The sequence below is a fragment of the Catenulispora sp. GAS73 genome, from assembly GCF_041262085.1.
Lineage (GTDB): Bacteria > Actinomycetota > Actinomycetes > Streptomycetales > Catenulisporaceae > Catenulispora.
The window spans coordinates 58,452-73,405 of record NZ_JBGCCM010000043.1 but is presented as its reverse complement, the minus strand read 5'-3'; the positions used below and the strand labels follow the sequence as shown (position 1 = coordinate 73,405).

The 14,954-nt window shown below is 70.2% G+C and carries 11 protein-coding genes; 1 reads left to right on the top strand and 10 read right to left on the bottom strand.

Features of this window, described 5'->3' with window-relative positions:
* Positions 1 to 44 precede the first annotated feature (44 nt).
* The 5 genes from ABH935_RS43095 to ABH935_RS43075 form a co-directional block, all read right to left on the bottom strand.
* Entirely contained in the window at positions 45 to 1,082 is a 1,038-nt protein-coding gene (locus ABH935_RS43095) for a LacI family DNA-binding transcriptional regulator (protein WP_370383778.1), read from the bottom strand.
* 56 nt (positions 1,083 to 1,138) lie between these two features.
* Positions 1,139 to 2,386, bottom strand: coding sequence for a multiple monosaccharide ABC transporter permease (gene mmsB / locus ABH935_RS43090; protein WP_370383777.1), 1,248 nt, complete (start codon positions 2,384 to 2,386; stop codon positions 1,139 to 1,141).
* Entirely contained in the window at positions 2,386 to 4,035 is a 1,650-nt protein-coding gene (mmsA, locus tag ABH935_RS43085) for a multiple monosaccharide ABC transporter ATP-binding protein (protein WP_370383776.1), read from the bottom strand. The genes mmsB and mmsA overlap by 1 nt, the downstream gene beginning before the upstream one ends.
* Before the next feature lie 9 nt (positions 4,036 to 4,044).
* Positions 4,045 to 5,178: a multiple monosaccharide ABC transporter substrate-binding protein gene (gene chvE, locus ABH935_RS43080; protein WP_370383775.1), complete on the bottom strand. Its 1,134-nt coding sequence runs from the start codon at positions 5,176 to 5,178 to the stop codon at positions 4,045 to 4,047.
* 290 nt (positions 5,179 to 5,468) lie between these two features.
* Entirely contained in the window at positions 5,469 to 6,344 is an 876-nt protein-coding gene (locus ABH935_RS43075; protein ID WP_370383774.1) for a LysR family transcriptional regulator, read from the bottom strand.
* Between the two features lie 94 nt (positions 6,345 to 6,438).
* On the opposite strand from ABH935_RS43075, the gene ABH935_RS43070 reads away from it, so the two are divergent.
* Positions 6,439 to 7,680, top strand: coding sequence for an MFS transporter (locus ABH935_RS43070; RefSeq protein WP_370383773.1), 1,242 nt, complete (start codon positions 6,439 to 6,441; stop codon positions 7,678 to 7,680).
* Here the strand turns inward: ABH935_RS43070 and ABH935_RS43065 are convergent.
* The 5 genes from ABH935_RS43065 to gcl all read right to left on the bottom strand — a co-directional run bounded on the left by ABH935_RS43065 (position 7,598) and on the right by gcl (position 14,950).
* Positions 7,598 to 9,091, bottom strand: coding sequence for a nucleobase:cation symporter-2 family protein (locus ABH935_RS43065; protein WP_370383772.1), 1,494 nt, complete (start codon positions 9,089 to 9,091; stop codon positions 7,598 to 7,600). The two genes, ABH935_RS43070 and ABH935_RS43065, sit on opposite strands and share 83 nt — an antisense overlap.
* A gap of 297 nt (positions 9,092 to 9,388) precedes the next feature.
* Complete coding sequence (alc, locus tag ABH935_RS43060; protein ID WP_370383771.1) at positions 9,389 to 10,426, bottom strand: allantoicase; 1,038 nt, start codon at positions 10,424 to 10,426, stop codon at positions 9,389 to 9,391.
* Entirely contained in the window at positions 10,423 to 11,754 is a 1,332-nt protein-coding gene (allB, locus tag ABH935_RS43055) for an allantoinase AllB (protein WP_370383770.1), read from the bottom strand. The genes alc and allB overlap by 4 nt, the downstream gene beginning before the upstream one ends.
* On the bottom strand, positions 11,751 to 13,190 hold the full coding sequence (locus ABH935_RS43050; RefSeq protein WP_370383797.1) for a glycerate kinase: 1,440 nt from the start codon (positions 13,188 to 13,190) through the stop codon (positions 11,751 to 11,753). Before ABH935_RS43050 ends, allB begins: the two co-directional genes overlap by 4 nt.
* Positions 13,191 to 13,213: 23 nt before the next feature.
* Complete coding sequence (gene gcl, locus ABH935_RS43045) at positions 13,214 to 14,950, bottom strand: glyoxylate carboligase (RefSeq protein WP_370383796.1); 1,737 nt, start codon at positions 14,948 to 14,950, stop codon at positions 13,214 to 13,216.
* Positions 14,951 to 14,954: the final 4 nt, after the last annotated feature.

The window sequence follows — 14,954 nt, the reverse complement described above, 5'->3', positions numbered from 1 at the left end:
CGCGATCCCTCCACGGTTCTTCCTCCGTTGGCAGGTGTTGCTGTTCAGGTCCGCCGCGCGGTGCTGCGCCGCACGACGAGCTCGGTCGGTATGACCACCGCGGTCGGCGTGGCCGGCTGTCCGCCGCCGATCTGGTCCAGCAGCAGCGCCATGCTGCGCCGGCCGAGCGCCGCGAAGTCCTGGCGCACCGTGGTCAGCGGCGGGGTGAAGAACGCGGCCTCGGGGATGTCGTCGTAGCCGATGACGCTCACGTCCTCCGGCACCCGCCGCCCGGCCTCGTGCAGGGCGAGCAGCACACCGAGCGCCAACTGGTCGTTGGCGGCGAACACCGCGGTCACCGCGGGGTCGGCGGCCAGCAGCTTGCCGCGCTCGTACCCGGAGGCCGCGCTCCAGTCCCCGGGCAGCGGCTCCGGAACCGGCGCGCCGGCCGCGGTCAGGGCGTCGCGCCAGGCGCGCTCACGCTCGCGCGCCTCACTCCAGTCCGCGGGTCCGGTCAGGTGGTGCACCGTGGCGTGGCCGAGGTCCAGCAGGTGCCGGACGGCCGCGAGCGGGCCGTCGTACTGGTCCACGGTCGCCGAGGCCACGGTCTGCGCCGCGGACAGCGCGACCACCGGCAGCATGCCGGGCAGATGCCGCACCACCTGGTCGGCCGGAACGTGCCCGGGGATCAGGATGATGCCGTCCACACCCTGCCCCCGCAGCCGGTCGGCGGCCTCGGCCACCGAGCGGCGGCTGGGCGAGGCCAGGCCCATGACCGAGACGAAGTAGTCGGCGTCGCGCGCGCTGCTCTCGATCGCACTGACCATGGAGGCCGGCCCGAACAGCGTGGTGTCGAAGCTGACCACGCCGATGGTGCGCGAGGATCCGGTGGCCAGGGCGCGCGCTATGGCGTTGGGCCGGAAGTCCAGCTGCGCGGCCGCGGCCAGCACCTTGGCCCGGGTCTCGGCACTGACCCGCGGGTGATCCTTGAACACCCGGGACACCGTCTGGTGCGAGACCCCGGCCAGTTCGGCCACGTCCCGCAGCCCCGGACGGCCGCCGCCGCGCCCCGCCTCGGCGGTGCGCACCCGCTCACTGGTCACGTAGTGCTCTCCTCGTCCTGGTGCCCACCGGCCCCGTCTCCCACCGTCAGCGCAGCTTATCGAGCCGTTCCGGCCCGGCGCTTGGCCCACACGTCGAAGGCCACCGCGGCGAGCAGGATCAGACCCTTGACCAGCATGACGCGCTCGCTGGGCGCGCCCAGCAGCGACATGCCGTTGTTGATGACGCCCATGATCAGGCCGCCGGTGATCGCCCCGACCACCTTGCCGACCCCTCCGGTCACCGCCGCACCGCCGATGAACGCCGCGGCGATCGCGTCGAGCTCGAAGTTGGTGCCGGCGGTCGGCCCGGCCTGGTTCAGCCGGCCGGCGAACACCACGCCGGCGATCGCGGCCAGCACCCCCATGTTCACGAAGATCCAGAAGGTGACCTTCTTGACCTTCACCCCGGACAGCACCGCGGCCTGGGAGTTGCCGCCGATCGCGTAGACGTGCCGGCCGAACACGGTGCGGGAGGCGACCAGGCTGTAGCCGAGGACCAGGACCGTGAGCAGCACCAGCACCCACGGCAGGTTCTTGTACCGGGCCAGCTGCACCACGACGCCCAGCACCACGAGCGCCATCAGCGCCATCTTGCCGACGAACAGCCCCACCGACTCGACCTGCTGACCGTAGCGCTGCTTGGCGGTGCGGGCCCGCCACTGCGAGGCGACCCCGGCGAGCACCGCCACCACACCGATGACCAGGGTGAACAGGTCGGCGCCGCCGAGGGAGCCGAGGCCGACGTTGCCCAGTACCGAGCCGAGGAATCCGGTGGACAGGGTGCGGACCTGGTTCGGGAACGGACCGATGCCCTGGTTGCCCAGGACGGTCATGGTCAGCGCGCGGAACACCAGCATGCCGGCCAGCGTCACGATGAAGGCCGGAAGCCCGAAGTAGGCGACCCAGTAGCCCTGCCAGGCCCCGATCGCGGCGCCGGCGATCAGCGTGATCAGCAGCGCCAGCGGCCAGGCCATGTGGTGGTTGACCATCAGCACCGCGGATATCGCGCCGGTGACCGCGACCACCGAGCCCGCCGACAGGTCGATGTGCCCGGCGATGATCACCAGGATCATCCCGATCGCCAGGACCAGGATGTAGGAGTTCTGGACGATCAGGTTGGAGACGTTCTCCGGCGTCAACAACAGCCCGTGGGTCAGGATGTCGAAGAGCACGACGATGGCCGCGAAAGCCAGGTAGATGCCGCTGGCACGGAGGTTGATCTCGAAGCGGGGTCGGGCCGAACCGGCGCCGGGCCCGGCGGGAGTCGCCACTCCTGTCTCGCTGGGCGGGGCGATGCTGCTCATCACTGGTCCTCTACTTGCTCAAAGGGAGCTGCTGTTTCCAGCTCTCGGGGTGCTTCTTGTTCGGATTCGGCGGTCGGCTCCGGCGTGGTGAGGATCTCCTCGGCCGTGACGTCCGCCTCCAGGAGGGATTCGGTGGTCATCAGGGTCATGAGACGCTCGGGGGTGGCCTGGTCCCGGTCCAGCACCCCGGTGATGCGCCCGGCCGACATCGCGTACACGCGGTCGCAGATGCCCAGCAGTTCGGGCAGCTCCGAGGAGATGACCAGCACCGCCTTGCCCGCGTCGGCCAGCCGGTTGACGATCGTGTAGATCTCGAACTTGGCTCCGACGTCGATCCCGCGCGTGGGCTCGTCCAGGATGAGCACGTCCGGGTCGGCGAACATCCACTTGGACAGCACGACCTTCTGCTGGTTGCCGCCGGAGAGTTTGCCGGTGACCGCGGTCACCGCCGGGGCCTTGATGTTCATCTCGGCGCGGTAGCCCTCGGCGACCTTGTACTCCTCGCGCGGGTCGACCAGGCCGGCCCTGGCCAGCTTGGGCAGCGCGGCGGCGGAGATGTTGCGTTTGATGTCGTCGATGAGGTTCAGGCCGTAGCGCTTGCGGTCCTCGGTGGCGTAGCCGATGCCGTGCGCGATCGCGTCGTCGACGCTGCGGACCCGGATCTCCTTGCCGTCCTTGACCAGCCGGCCGGAGATGTCAACGCCGTAGCTGCGGCCGAACACGCTCATCGCCAACTCGGTGCGCCCGGCCCCCATCAGTCCGGCCAGCCCGGTGATCTCGCCGCGGCGCAGCGTCAGGTTCGCACCGTCCACGACCTTGCGGCCGCGCTGCGTCGGGGAGAAGACGGTCCAGTCCTCGATCCGCAGCACCTCCTCCCCGATCGCCGGGGTGTGCTCGGGGTAGCGGTGCTCCAGGTCGCGGCCGACCATGCCGGTGATGATCCGGTCCTGGGTGACCTCCTGGGTGTGGAAGTCCAGGGTCTGGATGGTCCGGCCGTCCCGCAGGATGGTCACGGCGTCGGAGACCGCCTCGATCTCGTTCAGCTTGTGCGAGATGATGACGCAGGTCACGCCCTCGGAGCGCAGACCGCGCAGCAGGTCCAGCAGGTGTTCGGAGTCGGCGTCGTTGAGCGCGGCGGTCGGCTCGTCCAGGATCAGCAGCCGGACCTTCTTCGACAGCGCCTTGGCGATCTCGACCAACTGCTGTTTGCCGACGCCGAGGTCGGACACCCGCGCGGTCGGGTTCTCCTTCAACCCGACGCGCGCCAGCAGCTCGGCGGCCTCGGCGTTGGTGCGGTGCCAGTCGATCAGCCCGCGCCGGACCCGCTCGTTGCCCAGGAAGATGTTCTCGGCGATCGACAGGTACGGCGAGAGCGCCAGCTCCTGGTGGATGATGACGATGCCGCGGGATTCGCTGTCGCGGATGTCGCTGAAGGCGCACACCTGGCCGTCGAAGGTGATCTCGCCGTCGTAACCGCCGTGCGGGTAGACCCCGGACAACACCTTCATCAGCGTGGACTTGCCGGCGCCGTTCTCGCCGCAGATCGCGTGGATCTGCCCGCGCCGGACCTCCAGGTTCACGTCCTGCAGTGCCTTCACGCCGGGGAACGTCTTGGTGATGCCGGCCATTTTCAGGATGACGTCGTCCATCGGCCGGCCCTACTGGAGCTGCGCGGCGGTGTAGTAGCCGCTGTCGATGAGGACGTGCTGGTAGTTGTCCTTGTAGACGGTGTTGAAGTCCAGGACCTCGGTCGGCACGACCTTGACGCCGTTGTTGTAGTCGGTGCTGTTGGTCGGGACCGGCTGGCCCTTGAGGACCTCGTCGGTCATCGAAACCGCGAGGGAGGCCAGCTTGCGGGTGTCCTTCCAGACCGTCGCGTACTGCTCGCCGGCGATGATCGACTTCACCGAGGCCACCTCGGCGTCCTGGCCGGTGACGATCGGGTACGGCTGCCCGGCCGTGCCGTAGCCGGCGGACTTCAGCGCGGACAGGATGCCGATCGACAGGCCGTCGTACGGCGACAGCACGCCCTGCACCTTCGCGCCGGAGGAGTACGTCTTGGTGATCAGGTCCTCCATGCGCTTCTGCGCGGTGGCCGGATCCCAGCGCAGGATGGCGACGGTGTTGAAGTCCTTCTCGCCGCTCTTGACGACCAGCTTGCCGCTGTCGAGGTAGGGCTTGAGGGTGTCCATGGCGCCGCGGAAGAAGAACGGCGCGTTGTTGTCGTCCGGGGAGCCGGCGAAGACCTCGATGTTGACCGGACCGGCCGGCGGCGTCGCGGCGTCGCTGCCGTCCTCCTTCTTGAAGCCCAGCCCGACGAGCAGCGACGTGGCCTGCTGCACCCCGACCTTGTAGTTGTCGAAGCTGGCGTAGTAGTCGACGTCCGCGGACTTCATCAGCAGCCGATCGTACGAGATGACCTTGATGCCCTTGTCGTGGGCTTCCTGCAGCTGGTTGCTCAGGGCGGTGCCGTCGATGGAGGCGACGATCAGGACCTTGGCGCCCATCGAGATCTGGTTCTCGATCTGGTTGGCCTGGGTCGGGATGTCGTTGTTGGCATACTCCAGGTCGACCTTGTAGCCGAGCTTCTCAAGGCCCGACTTCACGTTGTCGCCGTCGTGGATCCAGCGCTCCGAGGAGCGGGTGGGCATGGTGACGCCGACCAGCGCGCCGGCGGTCGAGCCGCCGGAGCCGGCCGCCTTGTCCGCGGTCTTGGTGGACGACCCGCAGGCCGCGAGGGTCGTGGCGAGCGTGACGCCGGTGATGGCGGCGGCGATCTTGCTGAGGTTCACGTCGCTCCTTCAGGCAGGGCTGACACGGGGTCAGGGGGTGACGGGAGGGGGTGGGAGTGCGTACAAAAGGAGGTCGCCGCTGTCGACGGTCGACGACAGCTTCGTGGGACGAGAGTGTTACCGGTAACTCAAGGCCTGTCAAGGGTCCGCCCGGAGTCGCGAGGTCAGGCCGGGGCCCAGGTTAAGGGCTGGTGTTATCGCTAACATGGCTAGCGCCAGCACGACCGTGCGGCGGTGGGGACTCTGCACGGGCCTTCGGGCTCCAACGCACGTTCACGCCCCGGGCAAGATCACGGCTCAGGCCAGTGACTCTCGATGAACGCTAAAAACCGCGCCGCCGCCGGCGCGAGCGTCTGATCGGTGCGCCAGGTCAAGCCGATCGTCCGGCGCGCGGCCGGGGCGGTCAGGGCGATGCCGACGGTACCGGACAGTCCCGCGAACTGCTCCGGGACGACGGCGACACCGAGACCGGCGGCCACCAGCCCCTCGATGGTGGCCAGGTCCGCGCTCTCGAACGAAATCCGGGGTACCACCCCCGCCTCGGCCAGCAGCGTGTCCACCAGCGTCCGGAAGCCGAAGCCGACCGGCGTCATGACCAGTTCCTCCTCGGCGATCTCGCTGAGCGCCACCCGCTTGCGCCCCCGCAGCCGATGCGTCGGCGGCACCGCCAGCACCAACCGCTCGCGCTGCAACGGCAGCCACCCGAAGTCACCCTCCGGCCGCGGAAACGTCACCGCCAACTCGGCGGCGCCGGTGCGCAGGTCGGCCTGGATATGGTGACCTGGCTCCTGGCTCAGCAGGACCCGAACCCCGGGCGCGTGCCCATGAAAGGCGCGCAACAGCTGCGGCACCAGCGACGTCGCCATCGAGTCCAGAAACGCCAGCCGCACCACACCCCCGTCAGGATCCAAGCGCGCCGACAGCTCGGTGGTCAGCTGCTCGTACCGAGCCAGCAGCTCCCGAGCCGCGGCTACGACGAGGTCACCGTTCGGGTTCGGCGCGACGCCGTCCGATCCCCGCTCGAACAGCCGCGTCCCCAGCTCAGCCTCGACCCGCGCCAGCGCCCGAGACAGTGTCGGCTGGCTGACACCCAGGATCGCGGCGGTATGGGTCATGTGGCGGTGGTCGGCGAGCGCCACAAACCAGCTCAGATCGCGCAGCAGCACAAGACCCACGATACGCCGCCCGATACGCGAGACGCATCGAGAAAGTCCGTTTCCGCTATTGGACGCATGACAAACATCGAGTCACGATCATCGGGTGAGCACAGTCGCCGACCCCACCACCGCACGACCCGAACACCAGGGCCACCTCCCCGGCACCCCGGAGTTCCGCCGCGTCCTCACCGCCCTGTTCGCCGCCGGCATCGCGACCTTCGTCCTCCTCTACGACACCCAGGCCCTGCTCCCCGACCTCACCCGCGCCTTCCACGTCTCCCCCACCGAAAGCACGCTCACCGTCTCGGCGACCACCGTCGGTCTGGCCCTGGCGCTGCTGGTGTTCGGCCCGCTGTCCGAGGCCCTGGGCCGCACGGTCCTGATCCGCTTCTCCATGGCCGCCTCCTCCGTACTGGCACTGGCCTGCGCGATAGCGCCCACCTGGGACTCCCTGATCGCGCTGCGGCTGCTCGCCGGCGTGGCCCTCGCCGGCCTGCCCGCCGTGGCCACCGCCTACCTGCGCGAGGAGATGCACCCCTCCGCCCAGGCCCGCGCCGCAGGGCTCTACATCGGTGGTACCGCGATCGGCGGTATGGCGGCGCGGCTGGTGACGGCGCCGATCGCCGAGGTGGCCGGGTGGCGGTGGGCTCTGGTGGCCGCCGCCGGTGTCTCCACGACCTGCGCGATCATCGTCGCCGTCACACTGCCGCCGTCCCGGCACTTCGTCGCGACCCGCCTGCGCGGTCGGACCGTGCTCGCGATGCAGCGCCGGGCGCTTGCGGACCCGGCGCTGCTCGCGCTCTACGCTCTCGGCGCCTGCGCGGTCGGGGCGCTGGTCGCGGTGTTCAACGCCGTGGGCTTCCGGCTCACCGCCGCGCCGTTCCATCTGGGCGTCGGATTGGTGAGTCTCATATTCCTGACGTACTCGCTGGGCACCGTCAGCTCCATGGTGTCCGGGCGCCTGGCCGACCGCCTCGGACGGCGGGCGATCGCGCCGATCGCCTGCGCCGTCGCGTTCGCCGGCGTGCTGCTGACGCTGACCGGCTCGCTCCCCGTCGTCATCGTCGGGATCGGCGCGCTGACCGTGGGGTTCTTCGCCGTGCACGGCCTGGCCAGCGGCTGGGTGACGGCGCGCTCGCACGCGTCCGGCGCCAGCCCCAGCCAGGCCGCGGCGTTCTACCTGTTCTCGTACTACGTCGGCTCTTCCGTGTTCGGCAGCCTGGGTGGCCGGGCCTGGTCGGCCGACGGCTGGCCGGGCGTGGTCACGGTAGCGGGCTCGCTGCTGGGGATCGCTGGAGTGCTAGCGCTGGCGCTGCGTCGGATCCCGCCGCTGGTCGCACCGTGAGGGTGTGGCTGGGCACCGCGACCCCGCCGCCGAGATGGTTGAACACCAGGTTCAGGGTGAAGGCCGACACCACCGCGATGGTGATCGGGCTGCCGAACACGATCTGCGCCCAGTCCGGGAACTTCTCGAAGAAGATCGAGTTGCCGAAGCGGTCGGAGGCGTAGGCGGGCAGCAGCGACAGGCCCAACGAGGTCGCCACGATCAGCAGGTTGTGGTTGCCGTGGAACTCGGTCTTCTTCAGCGTCTGGATGCCCACGGCGGTGACCGTCGCGAACATCACCAGCGCCGCGCCGCCGACCACGAACTCCGGCACCGCCGCCACGAACGCCCCGACCTTCGGCACCACACCCATCACCACCAGCATGCCGCCGGTCACGGCGGTGACCCAGCGCGAACGCACGCCGGTCATCTGCACCAGCCCGACGTTCTCGGCGAACAGCGTGTCGGGGAAGGAGTTCATCGAGCCGCCGAGCAGCGCCGACAGGCCGTCGGCGGCCAGGCCGCGGGTGATGTCGCCGCCGGTGAGCTCCTTGCCGGTCATCTCGGCGACCGCGATCATGTCGGCGGTGGACTCGGTGTAGGTGACCAGCATGACGATGCACATCGAGATCACCGCGGCGGCGTCGAAGCGGGGCGCCCCGAAGTGGAACGGCGCCGCCAGGCCCAGCCAGTCGGCGTGGCCGACGCCGGACAGGTCCCAGGAGTGCGTGCGGGTGCCGCCGGACCAGCTGTGCGTGAACAGGGCCAGCAGGCTGCCGGCGACGATGGCCAGCAGCGGCGCGATCTGGCCGAGGAAACCGCGCAGCGTGCGGGCCAGCACCAGAATGCCGAAGACCACCGCGAAGGCGACCATGATGTGCGAGACCTGGCCGTAGTGCGGGTCCTCGGTGTCGTGCCCGGCGATCATCGCGGCGGCCGGCCCGATCAGCGACAGCCCGATGACGGTGATGACGATCCCGGCGACCAGCGGCGGGAAGAAGCGGATCACCTTGGCGAACGGCTTGGCGATCAGCAGGCCGAACACTCCGGAGCAGAGCATGGCGCCATAGACGTAGGGCAGGCCCTTCTCCCCGCCGAACTTCGCGGCGATGGTGATCATCGGCGGGATGACGGTGAACGTCGCGCCGGCCACCACCGGCAGCCGCACGCCGAACAGCTTGCCGACGCCGACCGCCTGGATCAGCGTGGCGATCCCGGCGACCAGCAGGTCGGCGTTGACGAGCAGGGCGATGGTGGCGGCGGAGAGCTTGAGCGCGCCGCCGACGACGAAGGGGACAGCGATGGCGCCGGCGTACATGATGAACAGGTGCTGCAGGCCGAGGACGGTCAGCCGGGGCGCCGGCAGGACTTCGTCGACCGGATGTACCGGGGGTTTGGCAGTATCGCGCGTGCCGCTTTCGGATGTGCTCATGGAGGGGCTCCCTTGGCGTGAGGGGTTTATCACTGAGCCGTGCGCGCTGAGTCAGGAAACGGGGGGCGGAAGCCGACATCCGTTCCGGGCGAGTTTTCGCGGGCTGTTCACCTATTGGATGCGAAGCTAGTCCGTCGCCTGATACCCGGTCAATGACGCTCATCGGGTTTTTCTATAGTGACGCAGAATTCGTACCTTCCCACAATGCAGATTTCTGCGAAACCTGAAATGGGCATGGCGACACCCTCGCCGTCGAATTCCTACGGCGAGGGAATGCCATTCCGGGTGGGTTTTGTGCTATGCGTGGTCCGTCCATCGGGTGCGGACCGCGGCGAGGCCGGCGTCGGTGAGGGTTCCGTAGGCGCGCAGGCGTGCCACTCCCCCGTCGGGACGTACCTCCAGGCGCAGGTGGGTCACGGGGCGGGCGGCTTCCAGGCGGAAGCGGTGCTTGTAGTCCGGCAGCATGCGGGTCTGGCCGATCACCTCGAACCAGTCCGAGCCGGCTTCCCGGCCGGGCTGGTCCGCGCCGAGCAGGACGATGTGGTCCGGGGCGTTGCCCTTGTAGTTGGCGGTGTCGATCTCGATGACGGCCGGGACGCCTTGCGCGGCCAGGCGGACTTCGATCCAGTCTCCGGCGTCGTCGCGGCGGCGCGCGGTCTCCCAGCCCTCGCCCATGACGCGCGACTCGGCCGGCTTGATGAGGTTCTCGGGGGCGGAGAAGAACATGTTGGACGCGGCCACGATGCGCGCGCCATTGGTCAGCGCCGCGAGATCCACTCCCCCTGTGTCGAGGAACTGCGGGTCCGGGACGGCTTCGCCGTAGACGCGGAAGCGGGCTATACCGCCGTCGGGGATCATGGCGAGGCGGACGTGCGTGAAGCGGCGTGTGCTCTCCACGGCGAAGTGGTGCTCGGAGTCGCCGGACAGCGCACTGGTCGGGACGATCTCGGTCCATTCGGCGGCCAGCAGCTGCACCGGGGTGGGGAAGCCGGGAACGTTGGCCGCTTCGACGCGGGCGTAGGGCGGGTAGTTGCCGATGAAGAACGCTGTGTCGACGGTGACGCCGCGGATCACGCCGGGCAGGCCGAGGCGCACGATCGTGGAGTCGTGCTCGGTGCCGTCGATTCCGGGGCCGCCGGGGCGCCGGCGGCGGGTTTCCCAGCCGTCGACGATCTGGCCTTTGTGGCCGAAGGTATGCGGACTGAAGGTCGGCGGTTCGGGGCGGATCAGGGCTTCCTTCTCGCCGAAGAACTCGTCGTTGGCCCAGACCACGGCACCTCCGACGTCGCGGGCCGCGAGGTCGGTCAGCTGTGTGAAGGAGGGTGTGTCGCTCATCGGGCCTCCGAGTGCGTGAGGAATCTTCCGCGCGGGGCGGCGGTTACTGGCTCGCCGCGCAGGTAGGTCGCTCGTACCACGCCGCGCAGCTCGCGGCCGGCGTAGGGCGTGATGGGGTTCTTGTGGTGCAGGTTCGCCGGATCGACGGTGAACGCGGCATCGGGGTCGAACGCCAGCAGGTCGGCGTCGCAGCCCTCGGCGATGCGGCCCTTGGCGGGGAGCCCGGCCAGGTCGGCGGGACGCGTGGCCATCCAGGTCGTGACGTCGGCCAGGCCGTAGCCGCGGGCCCGGGCGCCGGTCCACACCGCCGACAGGCCCAGTTGAAGCGAGGAGATGCCGCCCCAGGCCGCGGCGAAGTCGCCGGAGTCGAGCTGCTTGAGGTCGGCTGTCGAAGGCGAGTGGTCGGAGACGACGATGTCGATCAGCCCCGCGGCGAGCGCCGCCCACAAAGCCTCCCGGTCAGCGGCGCCGCGGATCGGCGGGCAGCATTTGAACTGCGTGGCGCCGTCGCCGATCTCGTCGGCGCTGAAGGTGAGGTAGTGCGGGCAGGTCTCGGCGGTGATGCGTACGCCTTCGGCCCGCGCGGCTTCGAGGCGCGGCAGGGCTTCGGCGGCGGCGAGGTGCAGGATGTGGACGCGTGCGCGGTATTCGCGGGCGGCGTCGATGACGGCGGCGATGGCGCTGTCTTCGGCGGCGGCCGGGCGCGAGGCGAGGAAATCGCGGTAGCGGGTACTGGAAGGTGCGGCGGCGAGGCCTTCGGCGTTTTCGGCGTGGACGATGAGAAGTCCGTCGAACCGGGCGATCTCGCGCAATGCCTCGCGCATTTCCGGGACGGTCAGCGCGGGGAACTCTTCAACGCCGGAATCGGCGAGGAAGCATTTGAAGCCGAACACTCCCTTTTTGTGCAGCGGACGCAGCGAAGCGGTGTTTCCGGGAATCGCACCGCCCCAGAATCCGACATCGACGAAGCACTTGCCGTGCGCCGCTTTGCGTTTGACGGCGAGCGCCGAGACGTCGACGGTCGGCGGGATGGAGTTGAGCGGCATGTCGATGAGCGTGGTGACGCCGCCAGCCGCCGCCGCACGCGTCGCGGAGGCGAAGCCCTCCCAGCGCGTCCGGCCGGGCTCGTTGACGTGGACGTGCGTGTCGACGAGCCCGGGCAGCAGCGCGGTGTCGGCGAGGTCGAGATCGACGCGCGCGGTGAGGTCGGCCCGGTAGTCACCGACGGCCGCGATGCGTCCCGCGCGAACACCGACCGCGGCGGGCCGGAGCCCGTCGGGCAGGGCGGCGCGCGTGGAGCGGAGGACGAGGTCGAAGGGTTCGGTCATGAGGCGGCTCCACTGAAGGTGGCGGCGATGTCGGCCGCGAGCCGTTCGAGGAGCGGCCCGGCCTCCAGAACGCACCGGTCGAGATCGGACTCGATGCCGCTGAGGGTGTAGGCGGCGCGGATGCCGGCGGTTTCGAGCTCGGCGGCGGTCAGGGTGCAGACACCCGCGACCGCGACGACGGGGACTCCGGCTCGGGCGGCGGCACGCGCGACGCCGGCGGGGGCCTTGCCGCGCAGGGACTGGGGGTCGAGGGAGCCCTCGCCGGTGATGACCAGGCGGGCGCCGGCGGCCTTGGCCGCGAAATCGGCCAGGTCGAGCACGATGTCGATGCCGGGTTCGAGGCGCGCGCTGAGAAGAGCCAGAGCAGCAAAACCGATTCCGCCAGCCGCGCCCGCACCCGAAGCTTCGGCGATATCAAGCACTGGCAGACCAGCACCGCCAGCTGCCACCGCGAACTCTTGCACCGAGTCCGCGCGGACGCCAGAAGTATCGGCCGAGAGTCGCGCCCGAACGCCAGCCGTCTCGGCGCCGACCACCCGATCGCCAACCGAAGCACCACCCCGCGCCGGACCAGGCAACTCCCCGGCAGCCGAGCTCTCCCCCGCCGCCCGCGCCCGGCCGCCAGCCGTCTCGGTGCCGAGCACCTGGCCGAGGGCCGAGCAGTGCTCTTGCGCCAAGCCATTCGCCGAGCCGCCGGCCGAGCCGGGACCGAAGCCCCGACCCGACACGGTGTCCTGAATCGTGTCCTGAATCGTGTCCTGAACCACGCGCGACCAGTTCGCCAGCGCCGCGTCGAGCAGCGCGACATCCTCGGCCGTCGCGCCCTTCTGCGGTCCGTAGATCGCGGCGGCGCCGTTCGGGCCGAGCAGCGGGTTGTCGACATCGCTGGCGACGATCAGCTCCCCGATCTCCGCCAGCTCCGCCAGGTCGACGCGCGCCAGCCGTGCCAGTGCGGCGCCGCCTCGTGGGAGCTCGTTCCCCTCGGCATCGAGGAGCCGCGCGCCGAGCGCCTGAACCAGGCCCGCTCCCCCGTCGGTGCAGGCGCTGCCGCCGAGTCCGAGGATGATCCGCGTGCAGCCGGCGTCCAGTGCGGCGCGGATCAGCTGGCCCGTGCCGTACGACGTCGCCGACAGCGGCGCCGCCTCCCCGCGCGGCAGCCGCCGGAGCCCGGAGGCCTCGGCGACTTCGATCACCGCCGTCCGGCCGCGGACCGCGAAGCCCGCCTCGATCGGTTCGCCGGTCGGGCTGGTCGCGCTGGTCAGGACCCTGGCGAAGCCGGCCTCGACCGCCGCGTCGACCGTGCCCTCGCCGCCGTCGGCGACCGGGACCGTGCGGACGCCCAGGCCCGGGACGGCGCGCCGCAGGCCCGCCGCCAGGTGCGCGGTGGCCTCGGCGGCCGTCAGCGAGCCCTTGAACTTGTCCGTGGCCAGCAGCACGTGCCCCGCGCTGGACACCGTCCTCACACCAGTGCTTCCGGCAGTGCTTCGGGCAGCGGCTCGAACTCGCGCACCGCGTCGATCGCGGGGCCGTGCGGGGTGTTCGCCTCGCGCTCGATCATGATCTCCACCAGCACCGGCCGGCTGGTCGCCGCCGCCTGCTTGCGGGCCCACTCCAGGGTGGGGCGGATCTCGTCAGGGGCGAACACGCGGCGTCCCGAGCATCCGTAGGCCTCCATGATCTTGACGTTGTCGGTGCCGTAATCGTCGTAGTGGATGTCGACTTGATAGTTCATCTCGTAGCCGATCGAGGCCTGGCGGATCAGGCCCAGGTACTCGTTGTTCAGCATGATCAACACGAACGGGATGTCGTACTGCGCGCCGACCGCCAGCTCCTCCACCAGGAAGTGGAAGCCGTAGTCGCCGACGATGCCGACGACCTCGGTGTCCGGCTCGGTGTGCCGCAGCGCGGTCTTCACGCCGATCGCCGCCGGGATCTCCCAGCCGAGCGGTCCGGCCTGGCCGCAGACCTGGTAGCGGCGCGGCTGATAGGCCTTCTGGTGCTGGCCGCCCCAGATCTGGTACAGGCCGATCGCGGTCACGAAGTAGGTCGAGGGGTCGAAGATCTCGTTGATCTCCTTGTAGACCCGCGGCGCCTTGATCGGCACCGAGTCGAAGTCCTCGCGTCGGGTCAGGTTCTCCTTCAGCGAGGCGACCCGGGACGCCCAGCCCGCAGGCCCGCGCCCGCCGCCGTCCCCGACGCCCCGCGCCTTGGCCGCCGCCAGCAGCGCCCGCAGGAAGAGCCGCGCGTCCGACACGATCCCCAGGTCCGGCTCGAACACCCGCCCCAGCTGCGTCGCCTCGATGTCTACGTGGATGAACTTCCGATCGCCCCGGTACACGTCCAGCGTCCCGGTGTGCCGGTCGCCGAAGCGCGCGCCGACGGCGAGCACGAGGTCTGACTCCAGGAACGACGCGTTCCCGTACCGCTGCGAGGTCTGCACGCCGGTCATCCCCGCGTACAGCGGGTCGTCCTCGTCCACGGCGCCCTTGCCCATCAGCGTCACCTGCACCGGGATCCCCAGGTACGCCACCAGCTCGCGCAGCTCCGCGGCGGCGTCGGCGATGATCACGCCGCCGCCGGCCAGGATCAGCGGACGCTCGGCGGCCAGCAGCATGTCCAGCGCCTTCTCCACGCGCGGGGCGTGCGGCTCGACGACCGGCACCGGCAGCGGCGAGTCCAACGCCGCGTCGTACTCGATGTACTGCTTGGCGACGTCCAGCGGGATGTCGACCAGCACCGGCCCGGGCCGCCCCGACCGGGCGACGCGGAACGCCTCCCGGAAGATCCACGGCGCGGTCGCCGCCTCCTTGATCTGCACCGCCCACTTCGTCACCGGCGTGGCGCAGCCGACGATGTCGACGGCCTGGAACGCCTCCTTGTCCAGCGCCGTGGAGACGGCCTGGCCGGTGATGACGATCATCGGGATCGAGTCGGCCATCGCCGTGTACAGGCCGGTGATCATGTTGGTCCCGGCCGGTCCGGAGGTGCCGATGGCCACGCCGACCCGGCCGTTGGTCCTGGCCCAGCCGTCGGCCATGTGCGTGGCGCCCTCCTCGTGGCGCACGATCAGGTGGTCGATGCCACCTTCTTCCTCCATCGCCTTGTACAGCGGCAGGATCGCGGCCCCGGGGCAACCGAAGGCGGCATCGACGCCCTCGGACTTCAGGACCTGCACCACCGCGTTCATCACGGGCATCTTC